Below are 21,387 nucleotides of genomic sequence, written 5' to 3'. Positions count from 1 at the left end.
TCACCCCGACTCGAGCCGGGCACCTCCGTCGGCGACCGCCGAGACGAGCACCCGTCCCGAGAGACCTCGCTCCCCGAGTGCCTCCCGGGCAGCCTCCCGCGCCCGCCCGACTTCCTCTCGGTCGGCGAAGCCATAGACGGCGGGGCCCCACGATGACTGGCCCACGCCGACGAGCGCGGGACAGTCCGCGAGCGCGTCGATCAGTTCGCCCGCGGGCGGGCGGTAGACCCCGCCCTGGGCGTCGGCGTACCAGGCGCCGTTCTTCCGTCCGATCGTGCTCACGGCGTCGCCGAAGGGCTCAAGACGGCCCTCCGCGGCGGCGGGAAGGAGCCGTCGGGTGACGATCCCCGCGATCTCGTCGGCGACGGTCGGGTCGGCGCGCTCGACGACCCGACGCATGCTCGCGTCCTCGCTCTCGCCGCTTCGGCCCGGCTCGGAGTCGGGGATCACGAGGAGTACCCGCCAGCTCTCGGGGAGGTCGTGGCGGGCGACGACCCGGGGGACCGTCCAGTCGCCGTCCTCGGGCGGCTCGCTCGTGAAGCGCTCGGTCGGGTGGCCCGCGTCGACGACGAACCCGCCGTCCTCGAAGGTCGCGACGCCGACGCCGCTTCGCCCGCCCCGGCCGAGACTGGGGGCGTGCTCCCGGGGACGGGGTTCGATCCCGTGAGCGTGCGCGATGGCCGCGTAGGTCGCGAGCGCGAGTCGGGTGCCGCTGCCGAGGCCGGCGTGGCGGGCCAGCCCGGCTTCGAGGGAAACCGCCGCGCCCGGGACTCTCAGGAGACCGACGGCACGGCGGGCATAGGGCACGAGGAGGTCGTCGGCCTCGACTCCCTCGGCGGGCTCTGCCCGGACGGTGGCCCGGGGCTCGGCAAGCCCGATCCCGATCCCGCCGTAGAGGCGCGGGCGGGCAAGCGAGAGGTTCTGGAAGCCGACGTGGATCCGCGCGCCCGCCGTGACCGCGACGCTCGTCATTGCCGGTCGTAGGCCCCCCGCTCGCAAGGGGATTTCGCCTCGGGAGGGTGACTTATGTCCCCCGGGACCCACCGGCCGGATATGAGCGAGAGCACGGACGGGGAGGAGGTCGGGCCGCCGGCCGACGAGGAGGAGTTCGACCACAGCAAGCCCGAGGAGCTGCGAAGCCGGGAGGTCACCGAGGGCGCCGAGCGCGCGCCCCACCGCGCGATGTTCCGCGCGATGGGGTTTACCGACGAGGACATGGGCTCGCCGATGATCGGCGTCCCGAACCCCGCGGCCGACGTCACGCCCTGTAACGTTCACCTGGACGACGTCGCCGACGGCGCCATAGAGGGAGTCGACGGCGGCGGGGGGATGCCCATCGAATTCGGCACGATCACCATTTCGGATGCGATCTCGATGGGCACGGAGGGGATGAAGGCCTCCCTGATCTCCAGGGAGGTGATCGCCGACAGCGTCGAACTCGTCGCCTTCGGCGAGCGCATCGACGGCCTGGTTACCGTCGCGGGCTGTGACAAGAACCTCCCGGGGATGATGATGGCCGCGATCCGAACGGATCTCCCCTCGGTCTTCCTCTACGGCGGTTCGATCATGCCCGGCGAACACGACGGGAGGGAAGTGACGATCCAGAACGTCTTCGAGGGCGTCGGGAGCGTTTCCGACGGCGAGATGAGCCCGGAGGAACTCGACGAACTCGAGCGCCAGGCCTGTCCCGGCGCCGGCTCCTGTGGCGGGATGTTCACCGCGAACACGATGGCCTCGCTCTCGGAGGCGCTCGGTTTCGCGCCTCTCGGCAGCGCGAGCCCGCCCGCCGAGTCCGAAGAACGCGAGGAGGTCGCCCGGGAAGCCGGCGAACTCGCCGTCGAAGCGGTCGAGGCCGATCGGCGGCCCTCGACGTTCCTCTCGAAGGCCTCCTTCGAGAACGCGATCGCCCTCCAGGTCGCGGTCGGGGGGTCGACCAACGGCGTGCTCCACCTGCTTGCCCTCGCCGCCGAGGCGGGCGTCGAGCTCTCGATCGAGGAGTTCGACGAGATCTCCCGACGGACGCCGAAGATCGCCGACCTCCAGCCCGGCGGCGAGCGCGTCATGAACGACCTCCACGAGGTCGGCGGCGTCCCGGTCGTCCTGTCGGCGCTCTACGAGGCCGACCTCCTCGCGGGCGAGGCGATGACGGTCACGGGGAACACGATCGGCGAGGAACTCGAGGCGCTCGATCCGCCCGCCATCTCGGATCTCGACGCCGACTACCTGTATCCCGTCTCCGACCCGAAGGACGAGCAGGGAGCGATCCGGATCCTCACGGGCAACCTCGCGCCCGACGGCGCGGTGATCAAGGTCACGGGCGAGGAGGACCCGGTCCACGAGGGACCGGTGCGAGTGTTCGAGGCGGAGGAACCCGCGATGAAGTACGTCCAGGAAGGGAAAGTGGAGTCCGGCGACGTCCTCTGTATCCGCAACGAGGGACCCCGCGGCGGCCCCGGAATGCGCGAGATGCTCGGGGTCACGAGCGCGGTGGCGGGCCAGGGCCACGCCGACGACGTCGCGCTCTTTACGGACGGGCGCTTCTCGGGTGCCACCCGCGGCTTCTCGATCGGCCACGTCGCCCCCGAGGCCGCGGTCGGCGGTCCCATCGGGCTCCTGGAGGACGGCGACGTCGTCCGGATCGACGTCGAACAACGGGTGCTCGAGGTCGATGCGAGCGACGACGAACTCGCCCGCCGGCAAGCGGAGTGGGAGCCGCCCGAGCCCGCCTACGCGGGCGGCGTGCTCGCGAAGTACGGCCGGGACTTCGGCTCGGCGGCCGACGGTGCGGTGACCAACCCCGGCTTGGTTCGCGAACGGGAATAGCTACTCCCGGTTCCGGGGTCTTTTTCCCCGGTCCGGCGAAAGGACGGGCGTGAACGACGAGGCGATCCCGACCGGCTGCGAGTCGATCGATGCGCTGCTGGGCGGCGGGTTCGAGCGCGGGACCGTCACCCAGCTCTACGGCCCGCCCGCGGCGGGCAAGACCAACCTCGCGCTCGCCGCCGCAGTCGAGACGGCCGTCGCCGGCGGGCTCGCGGTGTTCGTCGACACCGAGGGCGTCTCGGGGGATCGCTTCGAACAGCTTCTGGCTGCGCGAACGGACGACGTCTCCGACGCCGCGTCCCGGATCGTCATCGAGGAGGCCCACGACTTCGCCGAGCAGGAGGAGGCCGTCCGGGACAGCGAGGCGTTCGCCGACCGGGCGGACCTGATCGTCGTCGACAGCGCGACCGGCTTCTACCGCCTCGAGCGCGATAGGGAGGACGGCGGGGGGGCGCTCCGGGCGGTCGCCCGCCAGGTCACCCACCTGCTCTCGCTGGCGCGCAAACACGACCTCGCGGTCGTCCTCACCAACCAGGTGTTCGCCGACCCCGACTCCGAGAGCGACCGGACCCGGGCACTCGGGGGCAACACCTTGGAGCACTGGACCGGCACGATCCTCCGGATCGAGCGCTTTCGGGGCGGGAACCGCCGGGCGACGCTGGAAAAACACCGTTCGAAGCCGGCCGGCGAGAGCGCCCGGTTCCGGATCACCGACGCGGGCCTCGAGGGGAGCGACGACGCCGCCGAGGCGTAACTCCCCTCGCTACCGCCGGCCGAACAGCCGCGCGAACAGGCCCCGGTTCCCGGGCCGTTCGGCGAGCAACACCGAACAGTCGACGCCGCTGACGACCGCCGGGTGGACCGACTCCGAGACGAGCCGCGCGAGAAAGCCCCGCTCGGTCGCCCCCAGGAGGACGAGCGTGTGGGCTTCGGCCTCGCGGGCGATCGCGCGCTCGACGTCCCCGGAGTCGTCGACGACGATCTCGGCGTCCGCCAGATCGTGGTCGTCGGCCCACTCCTCGAGGAACGCCTCGCCGGCCTCGCGTTCGCCCTCCTCTGCGACGTACAGCAGGGTGACCGCCGATCCCGCCGCGGATCGGAGCGTCCGGGCGACCTCGGCGCTTAACTCCGAGTCGGGACCGCCGGCGGTCGGCAGCAGGATCCGCGAGGTGTCGAGTTCGGATCCCTCGAGCACGAGGAAGTCACAGGGGAGCCGACTGGTAAGTTCCTCGACGACGCCCTCGGCGCGGGGGCTGCCCCAGAGCTGGTCGTCCCGGCCCCATCCCATCACGACGAGGTCGGCGTCCTCGCGGTCGGCCGCCTCGAAGACCTCCTCGACTGACCGGTGGGAGACGACCGTCGACGTCTCGACGTCGACCTCGCGGTCCTCGACCGGCCCGGTGACCTCCGAGAGGAGGCGCTCGGACTCGGCGACGATCCGGTCGCGCTGGCCGGTGCCGTACTTCACGTCGGGCACCTGGACGACGTGGGCGACGTGGACGACTGCGGGGCCGTGCTGGGCGGCGACGGCGGCGGCGAGTTCGACGAGCCCCGCCTCGGTTCGGGGGTTCGAGATCGGGACCAGCACCCGGTATCGGCCGTCGGGGACCGACGTCTCGCCGGTGTCGATCAGGGGGACGTACGACCGGCCGGCGGCGCTTCCCATGACCCACTCCTGGACGGAAAGCCGGCGATCTACCCCCTCGAAGCGCGCCGACGCGAGGCGGTGTTCGCTCGTCTGGTAGTAGTTGACGACGGTGACCAGCAGGATCCCGCCGATCGTGTTCCCCAGGAGGACCGGCAGGACGAACTCGGTCAGTCCGACCAGCGGCGAGAGCGCCCCCGCGAAGACGAGATAGAGCATCTCGGTGAAAGAGACCACGACGTGAAACAGGTTCCCGACCGGGATCGCGAGAAAGGCCATGTAGACGACCACGATCCGCGAGATCGTATCGCGGGAGGCGTACACCATCCAGACGACGCCCGCGACGATCAGCCCGGCGAAGGCGGCCTTGAAAAAGAGGCTCCACCACGCCGTCTCGATGCCGTGTTCGGCGATCGACGTCGCCGCCGCCGCCGTCGGCTCATCGAAGACCCCGCCCCAGGTCAACACGGCCGCGCCGACGGCTCCGCCCGCGAAGTTGCCCGCGAGCACGATCAGCCAGTGGCGAAGGAGGGCGGGAACGCTCGCGAGCCGTTCGAGGGTCAGGGCGACCGGCGGCAGGGTGTTCTCGGTGTAGAGCTGGTAGCCCCCGATGATGATGTAGACGAATCCCAGAGGGTAGAGGAGGGCGCTCAGGATCGGGTGGCCGTCTGTCGACGCGTACAGCGAGACGTACAGTAGGAACGTAATCGAGATGGCGAAGCCGGCGGCGAGCCCGCTGAAAAAGAGCTCCCGGCCACCGGAGGTGATCTCCTCGTCGGCGACGGCGACGATGCGCTGGAAGACCTCGTCGGAGGAAAAGCGGTCCCGGACGACCGCACCCACTGCCGGCGCGCCGCTTCTGGAGCGTTCGACGGCGTCCCGGACCGTCCCCTCCTCGCTCGAACGGGCCCGCTCCGGGTCGGGGCGTGGGGATGGCTCGGAGGAATCGGAGCCGCCGGCCGCATCGGGCGGACCCGACCGGTCGGGCTCCTCGACGGGATCGGAGTCGCTCATTGAGCGGGTCGAGTCACCGGACCGACTAATCGTTTGTCGTTTGGGCGGCCCTTACAGCTCGTTTAACTTCCGGAGGAGCTGGCCCCGGTACTCCTCGTCGCTCTGGACGCCCTTCTTCTCCAAGACGTTGCGCTCTAGCTTGTCGATGGCGACCCGGAACGCGTTGGCGGCACCGTAGCCCTCGCCGCTGCCCGCGATCTGGCCCTTGTTCGTCCGGAGGCGGATCTGACACTGGATCAGCGGCGTCCCTCGGAGCTTCTCCTTGTGTTCGTGGAAACGAACGTGGGCGTGCATCACCTGCATCTCGGCGTACTTGTCGGCGACCTCCTCGATCGCCTCGACGATCCCCTCTCGGGTGACCGTATCGAGCAGGGAGACGTTCGTGATCTGGACGTCCATGTGTTCCTCCTCGGTGAAGGTGAGCGCCCGCAGGACGTCGGTCTTCGTGACGACGCCGGAGACGACCCGGTCGTCCTCGGCGGGCGTGACCACGAGCCCGCCGTAGTCGTTCTCGAGCATTCGCTCGACGGCCTCCCGACCGGAGGTCTCGACGGTCGTCGTCTCGACGGGGCTCGCCATGATGTCGTAGAGGGGAACGTCGAGCAGTCGGTCGGTATCGCCGACCCGGTCGCCGGTCGTCGTCTTGTGGTTCTCCCGGATGACGAAGTCGGCGATGTCGTGGGTCGTGACGACTCCCGTGAGGTAGCCGTTCTCGTTCAGCACGGGGATCCGGGAGATGTTGTGCTCGCGGAGCCGGTTGATCGCCTTCCCGATGCCGTCGTCCTCCCGGAGGGTGTAGGGTTCGTCGGTGTAGATGTCGGCGACCGTGAGCGCATCCAGGTTCTCGAGGACCGCCTCGAGGATGGCGTCCTCGGTGACGACGCCCCAGAGCTCGTCGTTCTCGAAGACGGGCGCGACCTTGGTGTTGCCCTCGACTAACATCCGGGCGACCTCGCGGACGTCCTCGTAGCGGTCGACCTTCGGCGCGGGGTCGTTCCGGCTGGGTTTGGTGAGCGCCGAGACCTTCGCGTCGTCCTCGACGTGGGACTGGAGGACCTCCCGTTCGCCGATGACGCCCTCGTAGGCGCCGTCGTCGGTGACGATGATCCCCTTCGGGTTGCCGTTCTCGAAGGTCGAGCGGACCTTCCCCATCCGCGTCCCGACGTCGACTTCGATGTACTCCGTCGTCGCGATATCAGAGATATTCATCGATCTGGCTCGACGTACTCCCGCGACGATATTTAAGATACCGCCATTGGGTCGACGGGAGAGCCAGCCACGCCGCCGGCCGACCCCGGACGGGCCGACCCCCGTTCGCCCCCACACCCGCGACGCACACGCTTTTTCGTCCCCGGAACGAACGCCGACCATGCGACCCGACATCAGCGTTCTCGGCCGGTACACCTACCTCGCCACCGAACTCTTCTGGGGAGCCGTCGCCTTCTCGCTCCTCCGTCGGGCGGGGGCGCTCGGGCGGGCCGCCGTCACGATCGGCGCGCTGTACCCGATCGCCTACGTCTGGGACCGGTACACCCTGGCCGTCGGCGTCTTCAGCATCGACCTCCGGACGGGGGTCGAGATCGCCGGCATCCCCCTGGAAGAACACCTCTTCATGGCCGTCGTTCCCGGGCTGGTGCTCGGCTTTCACGAGACGCTGTTTTCGGTCGCGGGAGACGAAGCGGACCACGACTGACTTATTCGACGGGCACCAACTGGGAACGAATGGACCGTCCTCGCCGACCGACGGCCGACGCCCCCGATCGAGGTCTGCTCGGCGTCTTCGGCCTCCTCCGAACCCTCCTCTCGCTGCTCGTCCTCTGTGCACTGATCGGGGCCGCCGCCCTCGCGATCCTCGCCGGCCCGACGCTGGTCGCGGAACTCGACGCCTACGCCAACCCGATCAGCACCGCCGATCCGCCGCCCGCGGGCGAGCGCAACCCGGAGACGACCGACCCCGGCGACCCGAACGCCTCGGCCTACGAGGGCACCCAGGCCACCTTCGACTCCGCGGACGTCGAGGACTTCGTCCACCACGCCGTCAACGACCGCCGGGCCGAACACGATCTGGAGCCCCTCAAGTGGGACGGGACGATCGCCTCGGTCTCGCGGGCCCACAGCGCCGACATGCACGAGCGCGAGTACTTCGCCCACGAGAACCCCGACGGCGAGAGCCCGTTCGACCGCTTCGGCGAGGTCGGCGACTACTGTCGGGCCTACGGCGAGAACATCGCGATGACCGTCGCCGACCGGCGCGTCCGCGAGCCAGAGGGTGGCGTCGTCCGCTATCGCTCGCCCGAGGAGCTCGCGGAGGGCCTCGTCGAACAGTGGATGAACTCCCCGCCCCACCGCGAGGCGATCCTCTCCGATCGCTGGGACCGGGGCGGCGTCGGCGTCTACCTCTCGGCGGAGGGCGAAGTGTACGCGACACACAACTTCTGTACCGTACGGTAAGGACTGCCCACCGTGGGCCATCGGGGGGATGCAGGTCCAACACTCATCACGAGGGGGGGCGTAGGCGTCGGCATGAGGGAGACGCTGACGTCGATCTACGCGACGGCACAGGACCGCGACATCACCTTTCTGGCCGCCGGCTTCGCCTACTACGCGTTCGTCTCGCTCATTCCGCTGGTCATCCTCGCGATCGTCGCCGGCTCGATCGTCGGCGGCGAGGACCTGGCCGAACGGCTGGTCACGTCGGCAGGCGACCTCATGCCCGCGGCCGGCGACGAACTCCTGACCGACGTCCTGACCACCGAGTCCGGCCGGGCGGAGGCAACCGTCGTCGCGCTCGCGGTCGCCGCCTGGGGTGCGATCAAGGTGTTCCGGGGGTTGAGCACGGCGTTCGACACCGTCTATGCGAGCGCGGCCGACGACTCGATCGTCGAACAGGTCGTAGACGGCCTCATCGCCGTCCTCGCGGTCGCCGCCGCGCTCGCGCTCATGATCGCGCTGGGCGTCGCCATTGGTTTCGTACGGATCCCCTTCGCCGGCCTGCTGAGCTGGGCCGTCTTACTCGTCGGGCTCTTCTTCGCCTTCCTTCCGATCTACTACCGGCTCCCCCCGGTCCCGGTCACCGTCCGCGAGGCCCTCCCCGGTGCTGCACTCGCGGCGGTCGGCTGGGTCGTCCTCCAGGTCGGGTTCCAGATCTACGCAGCCAACGCCGGCCAGTACGAGGCCTATGGCGCCGTCGGCGCGGTCCTCGTCCTCGTCACCTGGCTCTACTTCGCCGGCATCCTGATCACGCTCGGTGCCGTCGTCAACGTCGTCCTCTCGGATCGGGCGATCAACGCGACGGCGTAGCCGGCTCTTGCAGGTACGAACCCTTATTTGCACCCGCTATCGAGAGCAATCAATGAGCGAACTCCTCCTGCTCGCGATCGCCCTCCTCGCGGCCGCCTTCGTCGGGTTCAACATCGGCGGCGCGACGACGGCACCCGCCTTCGGGCCGGCCGTCGGGGCCTCGCTCGTCTCGAAGGGGCTCGCGGGTGGGCTGATGGCGGCGTTTTTCGGGGTCGGCGCCTGGACGATCGGCCGTCGCGTGGTCGATACGCTCGGGAACAGCCTGGTCGGGGGCGCGGACGTGTTCACCGTCCGGGCCAGCGTCGTCGTCCTCGGCTTTATCGGCCTCGCGCTGTTCGTCGGCAACCGCTTCGAGGTCCCCGCCTCAACGTCGATGACGACCGTCGGGGCCATCGCCGGCCTCGGGATGGCCTCCGGCGACCTCGACTGGACGGTGCTCGGCGAGATCGTCGTCTGGTGGGTCGTCGCCCCGCTCGTGGGCTTCGGCGTCGCCGTGGCGATCGGCCGCTACTACTACCCCCGCGTCGAGGAGTGGATGGACGTCCACGAGGCCGACGGCCACCTCCTCACGGTCGACCGGTCGGGGACCGTCCCCTCGATCCGGCTCTCGGCGAGCCACAGCGACGAACTCGTCGGCGGGGGGATCGTCCTCGGAGTCGGCTGTCTGATGGCCTTCTCCTCGGGGTCGTCGAACATCGCGAACGTGATCGCGCCGCTGGTCGGCAGCGGCTCCGTCGAGATCAACCCCGGGATCGTCCTCGGTTCGATCGCCGTCGCCGCCGGGGCGCTGACGATCGCCCGCCGGACCCTGGAGACGCTCGGCAACGAGATCACCGAACTCCCCCTGCCGGCGGCGGTCGTCGTCGCGCCCGTCAGTGCGCTCCTCGTGGTGATCCTTTCGATGCTCGGCATCCCCGCGAGCTTCGTCATCATCGCGACGCTCTCGATCGCCGGCATCGGGTTCGGGCGCTCGCTTCGAAACGGGTCGGACGTCGCCTCGATGATCGGTGGCGGCCACCGGACCGACGGAAGCGGCCCGAACCCGGGCGAGGACGACGCGGAGATCGACTTCGACCCGGGGACGACCGCACGCGTCGTCGCCCTCCAGCACACCATCCCCGCGTTCGCGACGTTCGGCGCCTACGTGACGTCGGTTATCTTCCTGGTCTGAACGCGTCACCGTCCCGGAATCGGCGGCTTCCGTGAGCCTCGAGTCATCGCCCGGAAACCGGTTGGGGCAGAATCGAACCACGGTCGTTTCGCTCCGCTTCACTCCCTGGTTCAATTCGCCCAAACGTAACGGATTTGCGCCTCACGAGTCGTTCGGCGCAAAATCAGTGGGTTGGGGCAGAATTGAACTGCTGCGAGACGTGCTCGCTCACGGCTTCGCCGTTCGCACTCGCGGTCGCTTTGCGACCGCGCTTTCGCTGCGCGCGACTCGCGTCGTTCAATTCTTTGGCTACCATTTTCGGGCGATGGACTCGTCGCTACGCTCCTCGAATTATCGTCCAAAAATGGGTTGGGGCAGAATTGAACTGCCGATCTCCTCCATGTCAAGGAGGTGTCATAACCGGACTAGACCACCAACCCGCCGCCCGGTATCGTTCTTCGCATCCCTCGATTCGCCGCCGCCGTAATTGAAGGTTTCGAATCGGACGCCCGCGAGGCGGCCCCGCGGTACGACACGCTTAATACGATGTACTTATTTGGGCACTACAAGACAACAACGTACATTGGTGTCTCACTATGCAGGAACACGTCGAACACGTCACCGACGGCAACGACCTCACACAGACGGAGGCTCGGGCCGCCTCCCGGGCGGTCTTCGAGGGCGCGACCGAGTCACAGATCGGTGCCCTGCTCGCTGCGTTGCGGGCGAAAGGCGAGACCGAGGCCGAGATCGCCGGCTTCGCCGAGGGGATGCGCGAGGCCGCCCGGACGATCGACCCCGACCGCGAGCCCCTGGTCGATACCTGTGGCACCGGCGGCGACGACCACGACACGATCAACGTCTCGACGACGAGCGCCATCGTCGTCGCGGGCGCGGGCGTCCCGGTCGCCAAACACGGCAACTACTCGGTGTCGTCCTCGTCGGGTAGTTCGGACGTTCTCGAGGAACTCGGCGTCGATCTCGAGGCCGATCCCGAGTCGGTCGAGCGCGCCATCGAGGAGCGCGGGATCGGCTACATGCACGCGCCCGCCTTCCACCCCGCGATGAAGGCCGTCATCGGTCCCCGCCGCGAGCTGGGGATGCGGACGATCTTCAACCTGCTCGGCCCCCTCACGAATCCCGCGGGCGCCGACGCCCAGGTCGTCGGCGTCTACGACCCCGACCTCGTCCCCGTGCTCGCCCGGGCGCTCGCGCGGATGGACGTGGAGCGAGCCCTGGTCGTCCACGGCTCGGGCACCGACGAGATCGCGATCCACGGCGAGAGTAGCGTCGCCGAACTCGACGGCGAGGACGTCGAGGAGTACACCGTCGAGCCGGCGGATCTCGGTCTCGAGACCCACCCGATCGAGGCGATCGGCGGAGGCACTCCCGAAGAGAACGCCGCCGACTTGGAGGGGATCGTCACGGGCGAACTCGGGGGCGCCAAACGAGACGTGATCCTCGCGAACGCGGGCGCGGCGATCTACGTCGCCGGCGAAGCGGGGAGCCTCCGGGAGGGCGTCGAGGCCGCCCGCGAGGCGATCGACTCCGGCGGGGCGGGAGCCGTCCTCGACCGACTGGGAGCCGACACATGAACGGGGAGGGCACGCGGACCCGGGTGAAGATCTGCGGGCTCACCCACCCGGAGGACGTCGCGGGCGCGGTCCGGGCCGGCGCCGACGCGGTCGGCGTCATCACGGAGGTTCCCGTAGACACGCCCCGCGAGGTCGACCCCGAACTGGCGGCGGACCTCCTCGCGGACGTCCCTCCGTTCATAGCTGCGACTCTCGTGACGATGACCGACGATCCGGAGGACGCGATCGATCTCGTCGAGCGGATCGGCCCCGACGCGATCCAGATTCACGGCCGGCCCGACCCCGCCGCCTGCGAGGCGATCCGGGCGGCGGGCGCCGACCTCCTGCTTTCGGTGGGCACGGACCACCTCGAGGGAATCGGGCGCTACGAGGGGCGAGTCGACGCCCTGATCGTCGACTCGACCGACGAGGAGGGCGCCGGCGGCACCGGCGAGACCCACGACTGGGAGCGCACGCGGGCGGCGACCGCGGGTCTGGAGGCCCCTGTCGTGCTCGCGGGCGGGCTCACGCCCCACAACGTCACGGACGCGGTTCGAACGGTCGAGCCGTTCGCCGTCGACGTCGCCAGCGGCGTCGAGAGCGAGCCGGGACGCAAGGACCCCGCCGCCGTCGAGGCGTTCGTCGAGCGCGCGACCGGCGCGGAGGGCGCCCCCGGGGAGGGTCAGCGATGACTCCTGCCCTGGATCTCGACCGGGCGACGTTTCTCGACCACGCCGACGGCGAGCGCCCCGCCGTCGTCCGGGTCGTCGCCGATGTCGCAAGCGAGACGACCCCTCTGGCAGCGTACGCCGCCCTGACCGGCCGCGACGGGGGCGGCGAGGAGCCCTCGGAGTACGCCTTCCTCTTAGAGAGCGCCGAGAAGACGGCCTCGAGCGACCCCGACGGCGCGTTCCGGCCGAACGCGGCCTCGCCCGACCGCCACGCTCGCTTTTCGTACGTCGGCTACGACCCCGAGGCCGTGATCACGGTCGGTCCCGAGGGAACCGAGGTCGAGGCTCTGAACGAGGACGCGCCGGTCGGGATCCTGGGGGACGGGGAGGGCGACGTCGTCGACTCCCTGCGGGCGACCCTCCCCGACGTCCGGCGAGCGAACTTCCCGGCCGGCGACGACCGCCAGCATCTCGAGGGCGGGCTGGTCGGCTTCCTCGCTTACGACGCCGTCTACGACCTCTGGCTCTCCGAGGTCGGCAAAGAGCGTCCCGACTCGCGATTTCCGGACGCCCAGTTCGTCCTCACCACCCGAACGCTGGCGTTCGACGAGCGCGCGGGCACCGTCTCGCTCGTCTTCACGCCCATCCTCATCCCGGAGTCGGACCCCGAGAGCGTCTACGACGACCTCGAACGGGAGGCCGAACGGGTAGCGGGGGTACTCGCCGACGCCGCCGAACCCGAGACGGGCGGATTCGCCCGGTCGGGAGAACGGGCGGGCCCTCGAGAGGCCTACGAGGAGAGCGTCCGCCGGGCGAAAGAACACGTCCTCGACGGCGACATCTACCAGGGGGTGATCTCGCGGACCAGAGAGCTGTACGGCGACGTCGACACCCTGGGATTCTACCGGGCGCTCCGGGAGGTCAATCCCTCGCCATACATGTATCTCCTCGAGCACGACGACCTCGCGGTCGTCGGCGCCAGTCCCGAGACGCTCGTCTCGGTCCGGGGGGAGACGGTCGTCTCGAACCCGATCGCGGGCACCTGTGATCGGGGCGCCAGCCCCGTCGAGGACCGCCGGCTGGCCGGCGAGATGCTCGCCGACGCGAAGGAACGTGCCGAACACACGATGCTGGTCGATCTGGCCCGAAACGACGTCCGCCGCGTCGGGGAGGCGGGGTCGGTCCGCGTCGAGGAGTTCATGAACGTCCTCAAATACAGCCACGTCCAGCACATCGAATCGACCGTCACGGGGACCCTTGCGGCGGATGCCGACGCCTTCGACGCGACCCGGGCGGCCTTCCCCGCGGGCACGCTCTCGGGGGCCCCGAAGGTGCGTGCGATGGAGATCATCGACGACCTCGAAAGCGAACCTCGTGGACTGTACGGCGGCGGCGTCGGCTACTACTCCTGGACCGGCGACGCCGACTTCGCCATCGTGATCCGGACGGCGACGGTCGAACGCGGAGCGGTCGCCGGCCCGGAGGGGGAAAGCGAGGACCGGATCACCGTCCGCGCGGGCGCGGGCCTGGTCGCCGACAGCGACCCCGAGGCCGAGTACGAAGAGACCGAACAGAAGATGGGCGGGACGCTCGCGGCCATAGAACGGATCGAGGACGGCGAGGGCGGGTCCGAGACGGAGTTCGAACCCGCGGGGTCCGACCGGGAGACCGAAGCCGAACCCGAGGTGGGAAGATGAGCGCCGCGCCCCACGAACTCGAGGACGTGGCGGGAGGCGACGCCGGCGGCGAGGATCGTCGGACCGTCCTCTTCGTCGACAACTTCGACTCGTTTACGTACAACCTGGTGGAGTACGTCAGCGCCTACGCCGAGACGGAAGTGCTGAAGAACACCGGGTCGCTGGAAGCGGTTCGGGAAATCGATCCCGACGCCGTCGTCATCAGTCCGGGTCCGGGCCACCCGAAGAACGACCGGGACGTCGGCCTCACGATGGAGGTCCTGCGGGAAGTGAGTCCGGAGGTGCCGACGCTCGGGGTCTGTCTCGGCTTGGAGGCCGCGGTCTACGAGTACGGCGGCTCCGTGGGACGGGCGCCCGAACCGATTCACGGGAAGGCCTCCGCGGTCGACCACGACGGCGAAGGGGTCTTCGCGGGACTCGAGCAGGGCTTTCGCGCGGGCCGGTACCACTCGCTGATCGCGACCGCGGTGCCGGAGTGCTTTACGGTGACGGCGACGGCCGACCACGACGGCACCGAACTCGTGATGGGCGTGCGCCACCGCGAGTACCCACTCGAATGCGTCCAGTTTCACCCCGAGAGCGTGCTCACGGCGGTCGGCCACGACGTGATCGAGAACTTCCTCGACGGACTCGAGCCGTAGCCCGGTCTCCCGTCGAAGTGACCGTTCCGACCACTTCCGATCCGCTCTACCAACCGTTAAGTCGGGGGGACGCGTAGGCCGTCACGAAGCGGCGACGGCCCTCCGGCCGTCCCAGGGAAGGAGAGATTCGAGAGTCCAGCCGCAGCTATGCAACCAGTATTGTCCTAACACAACCAAACCCGCAGTTTTAAGATCACACATGAACACCGAACCTTCGTCACAGATGATGGGACGCCGTAGTTATATTCAGATCGAAACCGACGGGAATTCCGGGATTTCCGCCGAGGTGGCTCGCGCATGAGCGACGCCGACCCCGGCGCGGGCGAACTCACCCTGCCGGTGAAACGCACCGAGGGGGACACGCTGGAAGAGCGGATGACCGACAATGCCTACCACAACGTCCTGCCCGCTCGATACCTTCGGAAGGACAGCGACGGCGAACTCGTCGAGAGCCAGGAGGAACTGTTCACCCGCGTCGGGCGCAACGTCGCGCTCGCCGAAGCCGTCTACGAGGCGGATCGCCAGGGCGTCGAAGTCAGCGTCACGCCCGACCAGCTCAAGCCCGACCATCCGCGCCGGGACGAGTTGGCCGAGGAGGTCTTCGGCGAGGGCGTCACCGCCGAGGACACAGACGTCGAGACGGCGCTCACCGAGGAGAACGTCAACAAATTCGCCTACGAGACGATCGTTCCCGAACTCCCCGCGGAGGTACGGGAACACGTCGAGGGCGTCGCCGACACGTTCGTCGATGGCATGGAGCACCTCTCCTTCATGCCGAATTCGCCGACGCTGATGAACGCCGGCGACGAGCTCCAGCAGCTCTCGGCGTGTTTCGTCATGAGCCCCGACGACGATCTGGCGGACATCCACGAGACCGCAAAGAAGGCCGCCGAGGTCTTCCAGTCGGGCGGTGGCGTCGGCTACGGCTTCTGGCAGCTTCGCCCCTACGGCGACAGCGTCGGCTCGACGGGCGGCATCGCGTCGGGCCCGATCACGTTCATGCGGACGTACGACCAGCTCTGTGAGACCATCGCCCAGGGGGGCACCCGCCGGGGCGCCCAGATGGGGATCATGCGGGTCTCCCACCCCGACGTCATCGAGTTCATCCACGCCAAGAACAAGGACGTCTCGCTTGCCCACTCGCTGCGGCTCAACGACCCCGACGACTACACCTACACGACCTTCGGCGAGGCCTTAGAGGAGGCCCGCGAGCTGATCGACGACGACGGGAAGGTCCCCAAACACCTCCGGAACGCCGTCGAGGGCCACCTCTCGAACTTCAACATCTCCGTGGGAGTCACCGACGGCTTCATGGAGGCCCTCAGGGCGGGCGAGGAGTACACGTTCACCAACCCCCGTACCGAGGAGCCCCACGTCGCGACCGCCGAGACCAAGGAGATGTACGAGCGCTACGACCTCGGCGACCACGTCGAGGTCGGCGAACCGCTCTCGATTCCCGCCGAGATCGTCTGGGAGCGCATCGTCTCGGGCGCCCACGAGAACGGCGAACCCGGCGTGATCTACTTAGAGCGGGTCAACGAGGAACACTCCTTCGACGTCGAGGCGGAGCCGGACCACCGGATTCTGGCGACGAACCCCTGCGGCGAGCAGCCCCTGGAGGAGTACGAGGCCTGCAACCTCGGCCACATCAACCTCTCGACGCTCGCCGCGCTCGACGCCCCCGACTGGCGCGTCTGGGCCGACGAACACGGCGCGGAGTACGACAGCCACGAGGCAGCCATCGAGGCGTTCCTCTCGGAGGCCATCGACTGGTCGGAGTTCGACGAGCGCATCTCCTATGGCACGCGCTTTTTGGAGAACGTCGTCACGATGTCGGACTTCCCGGTCGAGGAGATCGAAGAGACCGTCCGGGACATGCGCAAGATCGGGCTGGGGATCATGGGTCTCGCCCAACTCTACATCCAGCTGGGCATCGAGTACGGCAGCGACGAGGGCAACGAGGTCGCCCGCCAGCTGATGACCCACATCAACCACGGCGCGAAGGCAAAAAGCCACGAACTCGCCGAGGAGCGAGGATCGTTCGCCGACTGGGGCGAGTCGAAGTACGCGAACCCCACCGAGTACCGCGAGTGGTTCGAGCGCCAGACCGGCGAGAGCGCCGACGACTGGGCGGAGGGGTTCCCGATCCGCAACCACAACGTGACGACCATCGCGCCCACCGGAACCACGTCGATGGTCGGCAACACCACCGGCGGCTGCGAGCCCATCTACAACGTCGCCTACTACAAGAACGTCACCGACGACGTCCAGGGCGACGAGATGCTCGTGGAGTTCGACGACTACTTCCTCAGAGTGTTAGAGGAGAACGGCATCGACGTGGACGCCGTCAAGGAGGAAGCCCAAGAGCAGATGAGCAGCAACGAGTTCGACGGCGTCGAAGGGCTCCAAACCGTGCCCGACGCCATCGGCGAACTGTTCGTCATCACGGGAGACCTCACCGCGAAACAACACGCCGCGGTCCAGTGTGCCTGCCAGGAGGGCGTGGACTCGGCCATCTCGAAGACCGTCAACGCCCCCAACGACTCCAGTCTGGAGGACGCAAAGGACGTCTTCGAGTGGGTCTACGACCACGGCGGGAAAGGCGTCACCTATTACCGCGACGGCACGCGGACCAAACAGGTGCTCACGACCCGGGCGGACAACGCCGACTTCGCCGACGAGGGCGAGGCCGCAGAAGCGATCGTCGCCCAGATCGAGGAGGTCTTCGGCGACATGGAGACGTTCCTCGAGAGCGAGGACGTCCGCGAGCTCGCCGACGTATCCGCCGAGGCGCTGATCGGCGAGGACGTCGAGTACGCAGAAAAGCGGGCGCGCCCCGACACCCTCCGAGGGGTCAGCCAGCGCATCGAGACCGGCTACGGCAAGGTCTACATCACGCTCAACGAGGACCCCGAGACCGGCCAGCCGTTCGAGCTGTTCGCGAACACGGGCAACAGCGGCGGCTTCACCGGCTCCTTTACGGAGGCGCTGGCGAAGACGATCTCGGTCGCGCTCCGCTCGGGCGTCGATCCCTACGAGATCGTAGACAAGTTAGAGGGGATCCGGTCGCCGAAGGTCGCCTGGGACAAGGGCGAGCAGATCCAGTCGATCCCCGACGCCTTCGGGACCGCCCTCCGGCGGTATCTCGACGGCGAACTCGACAAAACCTACCCCACCCAGCAGACCCTAGAGGAGTCGGCAGGCGCCGACGAGGTGGCACCGGACGGGATCGAGGGACCCGAGACCGACGGCGGCGCAGTGACCGACACCGCTGCACCCGACGCTCCCGGGTCCGAGGAGCACGAAGCCGCAGACGCGACCCAGGACCTCATCGACGCCGGCGAGAGCCCCGAGTGTCCCGAGTGTGGCTCGATGACACTTTACTTCTCGGAAGGCTGTAAGACCTGCGAGTCGTGTGGCTGGAGCGAGTGCTGACGGGGTAACGGCTTTCGAGTTCGGGTGACGGGTTTTTGCTCGTCGGGCGCCAACTAGTCGCATGATCGATCGTCGCCCGCTCGTCCTCGAGACCGCAGGCGAGGTCGTCGTCGGCGATCCGGTCGCGTTCCGGGTCAGAGACTGGCACAAACCCGTCGAGGGCGTCAGGGTCGTCAGCCATACTGACACGGCAGTCACCGACCGGACGGGTCGATGCGAGTTGACCTTTCGAGCGCCGGGCTTCTGGAAGGTCGCCGCGTTCAAGCCCGCGGACGACTACGTCGCCTACGAGCCGGCGACGGCGCTCGTCCACGCGGTCACCGAAGCCGCCTCGAGGGGACGGCTCCCCGGAATCGCGACCGACGTCCGGTAGCGCCGTCGCCCCCGACCCGCATCCCTTAGCATGCTCCCGACGAAAAACCGGGTATGACCGACGGGAGTAGTGATCGGGGTGCGGACGGCGATACGAGAGGAAGCACGGATCGGACGGGCGGCCCGCCAGCGTGTCCCCACTGCGGGCGAGCGATGTACGCACGCCACTGCAAGTACGTCTGTCCGAACCACGGGGTCGTAATCGACTGCAGCGACCCCTTCCGGTAGCGGGAGACAACGTTTATCTCCCCGTGAACGCCACCCCCGAACGATGGCGACCGACGACCGCGTCGAACTGGGGCTCGCACTCCTCGCGCACGCAGAGGACGAGCGCCTCCCGCTTCCCGAGGCCGTCGACCGGCTCGAGAGCGTGACGAACGACCCGACGGTGACGCGGACGATCCTGGACGAGGCCGAACTCCGGGGGCTCGTCGAGCGCGAGGACGGAATCATCCGTCCAGGGAGCCGCCGGCGCGTCGATTTCGGGAGCCAGGTCGTCCACAGGGAGGGCGAGTTCGAGTGTCGACGCTGTGGCGCGGGCCTCTCGACGGGCCACTTCGTCGACCTCGAGACCGACGAACTCGGACCGTTCGGCCCGACCTGTCTCCGGAAGGTCCTCGGCCGGGAGTGATCGGTTCGATGGCAGCCACGAGCGGGTGTCGCTCCGTTTCACCCCGCGGGCGAATACAAAGCTTAAAGAAAGCGACCGCACTACCCGAAACCGAGCCCGGGTGGCTTAGCTGGACATAGCGCCGCACTCATAGGGTTCAGAGATTCGGTGCGGTTGCCGCCCCGTGTCCCTCGAGGACCGCCGAGCCTCGAACCTGGGACATGCGGAGATCGAGGGTTCGGAGCCCTCCCCGGGCACTACTCAAACGACGATCGAGCGACGCGTCCACGAAACGCACCGAGCGGGGCGAGAAAAACGGCCTCACCGCCGGGAAACGAACCGGTCGGGGCCCGGAGAAAGAGATATGATGAGCGAGGCGCTCGCTCGAGCCATGGGATCGGCGGACGACACCGGCCTCGGCCGGACGGTAGAGAGGACGCCGACCGCCCTCCTCACCGGTTCGACCGACGGGATCGGGACCGCCGCTGCGGTCGAACTCGGGGCCCGCGGCTGGAAGGTCTACGTCCACGGCCGCGACCGGCGCCGTGGCGAGTCGGTTGCCGACCGCATCCGGGCGGCCGGCGGAGAGGCCGAGTTCCTCCGGGCGGACCTCGCCTCGCCCGCCGCCGTCCGCGACCTCGCAGCGACCGTCCGCGACCGAACCGATCGGCTCGACACGCTCGGTCTCAACGCTGCCCTCGCTCGGGAGGAGTGTCGGCTCGCGTGGGACGGCGTCGAGGAGACCTTCGCGGTCAACCAGCTCGCGCCCTACCTGCTCGCCCACGAGCTGGCCAGCCTCCTGCGGGCGTCGGCGCCCGCCCGCGTGGTCGTCACCTCCTCGGCCGTCCACTCGCGGGGCGACCTCGATCTCGAGAAGGGGATCGACTGTACCGGCGACTACGACGCTCTCGACGCCTACGCACGGTCGAAGCTCGCCAACCTCCTCTTTGCGGTCGAACTCGCCGACCGCTTCGGGGACGTCGGCGTCTCCGTCAACGCCTTCCACCCCGGATTCGTGCCCGGAAGCGGACTCTACCGCCACGTCGGTCCGCTGTTCCGAGTGGTCGTCACCGCCGCCCGCGTGCTCCCGTTCGTCGCGACGAGCGTCGCCGAGGGCGCGGAGGGGATCGTTCACCTGAGCGACAGTACGGCAGTCGAGGACGTGACGGGCGCCTACTTCCACGGGACCGAACGGACGGAACCCGATCCGCGGGTGGGTGACCCCGAACTCCGGGCTCGGCTCTGGTCGACGTGTGCGACCCTGGCCGGCGTCGATCCCGACTGGCCGTAGCCTCCGTCGGGGACCCCGTGGTCCGGCCCTCGCTCGGCCGTGATCGACGGTAGCCCTCCACCGGAGAGGAGCGGCGGATCCGGAAGAGGTTTTCGTGACGCACCCACAACTGTCCACGAATGACGCTCCCAATCGACCCCGCACGGCTGGATCCCGAGGACATCGGCGAGAAGGAGGCCGTCCTCTCCATGGGCCACGAGGAGGCGATCGAACACGTCCGCGAGGTGTTCACCGACGCCGGCTTCGGCGTTCCCGTCGAGTTCTCTCCCTCGGACCTGCTCAACGAGAAAGTCGATGCCGACCGCGACCCCTACTACGTCCTCGGCGCGTGCAATCCCGCCGTCGCCGACCGCGCCCTCGACGCCAGCAACGGTCAACTCGGCGCGCTGTTCCCGTGTAACGTCGTCGTCTGGGAGGAAGAACCCGGCCGACAGCGCGTCTACCACGTCTCGATCATGCGGATCGCGCGGCTGGTCGGGATGGCGCCCGACGACGAGGAAATGGCCGACATCGTCGCCGAGACCGGCGAACTCGTCGACGCGGCGTTCGAGGAGCTGTAACGGTGGGCCACCACACGTTCGACGTCTCAAGGGCGGACAGACTGGAGGATGCCGGACGGCGATACCGCTTTCTCTCGGCCGAGGAACTGCTGTGGGCGCTCTCGCCCACACCGGAGGACGTCGTCGCCGACCTCGGCAGCGGGACCGGCTTCTTCACCGACGACGTCGCCCCACACGTCGACACGGTCCACGCGGTCGACGTTCAGGCGGCGATGCACGACTACTACCGGGAGAAGGGCGTCCCCGAGAACGTCTCGCTCGTCACGAGCGACGTGGGCGACCTGCCCCTCGCGAACGGCGCCGTCGACGTCGCGTTCTCGACGATGACCTACCACGAGTTCGCCAGCGACGCGGCGCTCGCGGAGATCCGGCGGGTCCTCGCCCCCGACGGCCGCCTCGTCGTCGCCGACTGGGCGGTAAGCGGTACCGGCGAGTACGGCCCGCCCGTAGAGGAACGGTACGGCGCCGACGAGGCCGCGAGCGCGCTCGACGAGACCGGGTTCGCCGTCCGCCACGAGGCGGTCCGGCCCGAGACGTTCCTGCTGATCGCGACCCTCGAGTAGCCCCCGGTAGCTTGCCGGTAGCTTGATGGCCGTCGACGGAC

19 protein-coding genes, 2 tRNA genes and 1 pseudogene are annotated in these 21,387 nt (G+C 68.8%); 18 read left to right on the top strand and 4 right to left on the bottom strand.

Annotation, left to right across the window (positions count from 1 at the left end):
- The gene (locus tag LCF40_RS02040) at positions 1 to 972 is read right to left on the bottom strand and encodes a beta-ribofuranosylaminobenzene 5'-phosphate synthase family protein (RefSeq protein WP_224827169.1); all 972 of its coding nucleotides are present in this window, start codon (positions 970 to 972) and stop codon (positions 1 to 3) included.
- An 81-nt stretch (positions 973 to 1,053) separates the two neighbouring features.
- Here LCF40_RS02040 and ilvD point away from each other — a divergent pair, with 81 nt between their 5' ends.
- A complete protein-coding gene (ilvD, locus tag LCF40_RS02035; protein ID WP_224827168.1) occupies positions 1,054 to 2,823 on the top strand; it encodes a dihydroxy-acid dehydratase in 1,770 nt (589 codons plus the stop codon).
- 10 nt (positions 2,824 to 2,833) lie between these two features.
- A pseudogene (radB, locus tag LCF40_RS02030) lies at positions 2,834 to 3,577 on the top strand (DNA repair and recombination protein RadB); the annotation flags it as partial.
- Positions 3,578 to 3,586: 9 nt separating this feature from the next.
- On the opposite strand, the gene LCF40_RS02025 reads toward radB, so the two are convergent.
- Together LCF40_RS02025 and LCF40_RS02020 are read right to left on the bottom strand one after the other, a co-directional pair.
- Complete coding sequence (locus LCF40_RS02025; protein WP_114577336.1) at positions 3,587 to 5,482, bottom strand: formate/nitrite transporter family protein; 1,896 nt, start codon at positions 5,480 to 5,482, stop codon at positions 3,587 to 3,589.
- A gap of 51 nt (positions 5,483 to 5,533) precedes the next feature.
- A complete protein-coding gene (locus LCF40_RS02020; protein WP_114577337.1) occupies positions 5,534 to 6,691 on the bottom strand; it encodes a CBS domain-containing protein in 1,158 nt (385 codons plus the stop codon).
- 160 nt (positions 6,692 to 6,851) lie between these two features.
- On the opposite strand from LCF40_RS02020, the gene LCF40_RS02015 reads away from it, so the two are divergent.
- The 4 genes from LCF40_RS02015 to LCF40_RS02000 all read left to right on the top strand — a co-directional run bounded on the left by LCF40_RS02015 (position 6,852) and on the right by LCF40_RS02000 (position 9,953).
- Positions 6,852 to 7,175: a lycopene cyclase domain-containing protein gene (locus LCF40_RS02015; protein ID WP_114577338.1), complete on the top strand. Its 324-nt coding sequence runs from the start codon at positions 6,852 to 6,854 to the stop codon at positions 7,173 to 7,175.
- Positions 7,176 to 7,204: 29 nt separating this feature from the next.
- Positions 7,205 to 7,933, top strand: coding sequence for a CAP domain-containing protein (locus LCF40_RS02010; RefSeq protein ID WP_224827166.1), 729 nt, complete (start codon positions 7,205 to 7,207; stop codon positions 7,931 to 7,933).
- 72 nt (positions 7,934 to 8,005) lie between these two features.
- Positions 8,006 to 8,782 (top strand): YihY/virulence factor BrkB family protein, encoded by a 777-nt coding sequence (locus tag LCF40_RS02005; protein WP_224827165.1) that lies wholly within the window; start codon positions 8,006 to 8,008, stop codon positions 8,780 to 8,782.
- Positions 8,783 to 8,834: 52 nt separating this feature from the next.
- A complete protein-coding gene (locus LCF40_RS02000; protein ID WP_114577341.1) occupies positions 8,835 to 9,953 on the top strand; it encodes an inorganic phosphate transporter in 1,119 nt (372 codons plus the stop codon).
- A 344-nt stretch (positions 9,954 to 10,297) separates the two neighbouring features.
- Here LCF40_RS02000 and LCF40_RS01995 read toward each other — a convergent pair.
- Positions 10,298 to 10,372: transfer RNA gene (locus LCF40_RS01995), tRNA-Val, on the bottom strand.
- Between the two features lie 156 nt (positions 10,373 to 10,528).
- Between LCF40_RS01995 and trpD the strand changes: the two genes are divergently transcribed.
- The 12 genes from trpD (at position 10,529) to LCF40_RS01935 (ending at position 21,346) form a co-directional block, all read left to right on the top strand.
- Positions 10,529 to 11,527, top strand: a complete 999-nt coding sequence (trpD, locus tag LCF40_RS01990) for an anthranilate phosphoribosyltransferase (RefSeq protein WP_224827164.1) — start codon at positions 10,529 to 10,531, stop codon at positions 11,525 to 11,527.
- Complete coding sequence (locus LCF40_RS01985) at positions 11,524 to 12,198, top strand: phosphoribosylanthranilate isomerase (protein WP_224827163.1); 675 nt, start codon at positions 11,524 to 11,526, stop codon at positions 12,196 to 12,198. The genes trpD and LCF40_RS01985 overlap by 4 nt, the downstream gene beginning before the upstream one ends.
- Complete coding sequence (gene trpE / locus LCF40_RS01980) at positions 12,195 to 13,874, top strand: anthranilate synthase component I (protein WP_224827162.1); 1,680 nt, start codon at positions 12,195 to 12,197, stop codon at positions 13,872 to 13,874. The genes LCF40_RS01985 and trpE overlap by 4 nt, the downstream gene beginning before the upstream one ends.
- Positions 13,871 to 14,515 carry an anthranilate synthase component II gene (trpG, locus tag LCF40_RS01975; RefSeq protein ID WP_224827161.1) on the top strand — a complete coding sequence of 215 codons (645 nt, stop codon included), beginning with the start codon at positions 13,871 to 13,873 and terminating at the stop codon, positions 14,513 to 14,515. Before trpE ends, trpG begins: the two co-directional genes overlap by 4 nt.
- Before the next feature lie 297 nt (positions 14,516 to 14,812).
- Entirely contained in the window at positions 14,813 to 17,950 is a 3,138-nt protein-coding gene (locus tag LCF40_RS01970; RefSeq protein ID WP_224827160.1) for an adenosylcobalamin-dependent ribonucleoside-diphosphate reductase, read from the top strand.
- Between the two features lie 61 nt (positions 17,951 to 18,011).
- Positions 18,012 to 18,323, top strand: coding sequence for a carboxypeptidase regulatory-like domain-containing protein (locus LCF40_RS01965; protein WP_114577347.1), 312 nt, complete (start codon positions 18,012 to 18,014; stop codon positions 18,321 to 18,323).
- 53 nt (positions 18,324 to 18,376) lie between these two features.
- Positions 18,377 to 18,550 carry an HVO_2523 family zinc finger protein gene (locus LCF40_RS01960; protein WP_224827159.1) on the top strand — a complete coding sequence of 58 codons (174 nt, stop codon included), beginning with the start codon at positions 18,377 to 18,379 and terminating at the stop codon, positions 18,548 to 18,550.
- 43 nt (positions 18,551 to 18,593) lie between these two features.
- Positions 18,594 to 18,953, top strand: a complete 360-nt coding sequence (locus LCF40_RS01955) for a DUF5830 family protein (protein ID WP_224827158.1) — start codon at positions 18,594 to 18,596, stop codon at positions 18,951 to 18,953.
- A gap of 94 nt (positions 18,954 to 19,047) precedes the next feature.
- Positions 19,048 to 19,189: transfer RNA gene (locus LCF40_RS01950), tRNA-Met, on the top strand.
- Between the two features lie 110 nt (positions 19,190 to 19,299).
- Positions 19,300 to 20,223 carry an SDR family NAD(P)-dependent oxidoreductase gene (locus tag LCF40_RS01945; RefSeq protein WP_224827157.1) on the top strand — a complete coding sequence of 308 codons (924 nt, stop codon included), beginning with the start codon at positions 19,300 to 19,302 and terminating at the stop codon, positions 20,221 to 20,223.
- 119 nt (positions 20,224 to 20,342) lie between these two features.
- Positions 20,343 to 20,783, top strand: coding sequence for a DUF302 domain-containing protein (locus LCF40_RS01940; protein ID WP_224827156.1), 441 nt, complete (start codon positions 20,343 to 20,345; stop codon positions 20,781 to 20,783).
- A gap of 2 nt (positions 20,784 to 20,785) precedes the next feature.
- On the top strand, positions 20,786 to 21,346 hold the full coding sequence (locus tag LCF40_RS01935; protein ID WP_224827155.1) for a methyltransferase domain-containing protein: 561 nt from the start codon (positions 20,786 to 20,788) through the stop codon (positions 21,344 to 21,346).
- Positions 21,347 to 21,387: the final 41 nt, after the last annotated feature.

This window comes from Saliphagus infecundisoli, from assembly GCF_020177375.1.
GTDB classification, from domain to species: Archaea; Halobacteriota; Halobacteria; order Halobacteriales; family Natrialbaceae; genus Saliphagus; species Saliphagus infecundisoli.
This window is presented reverse-complemented; position numbering and strand designations above follow the sequence as displayed.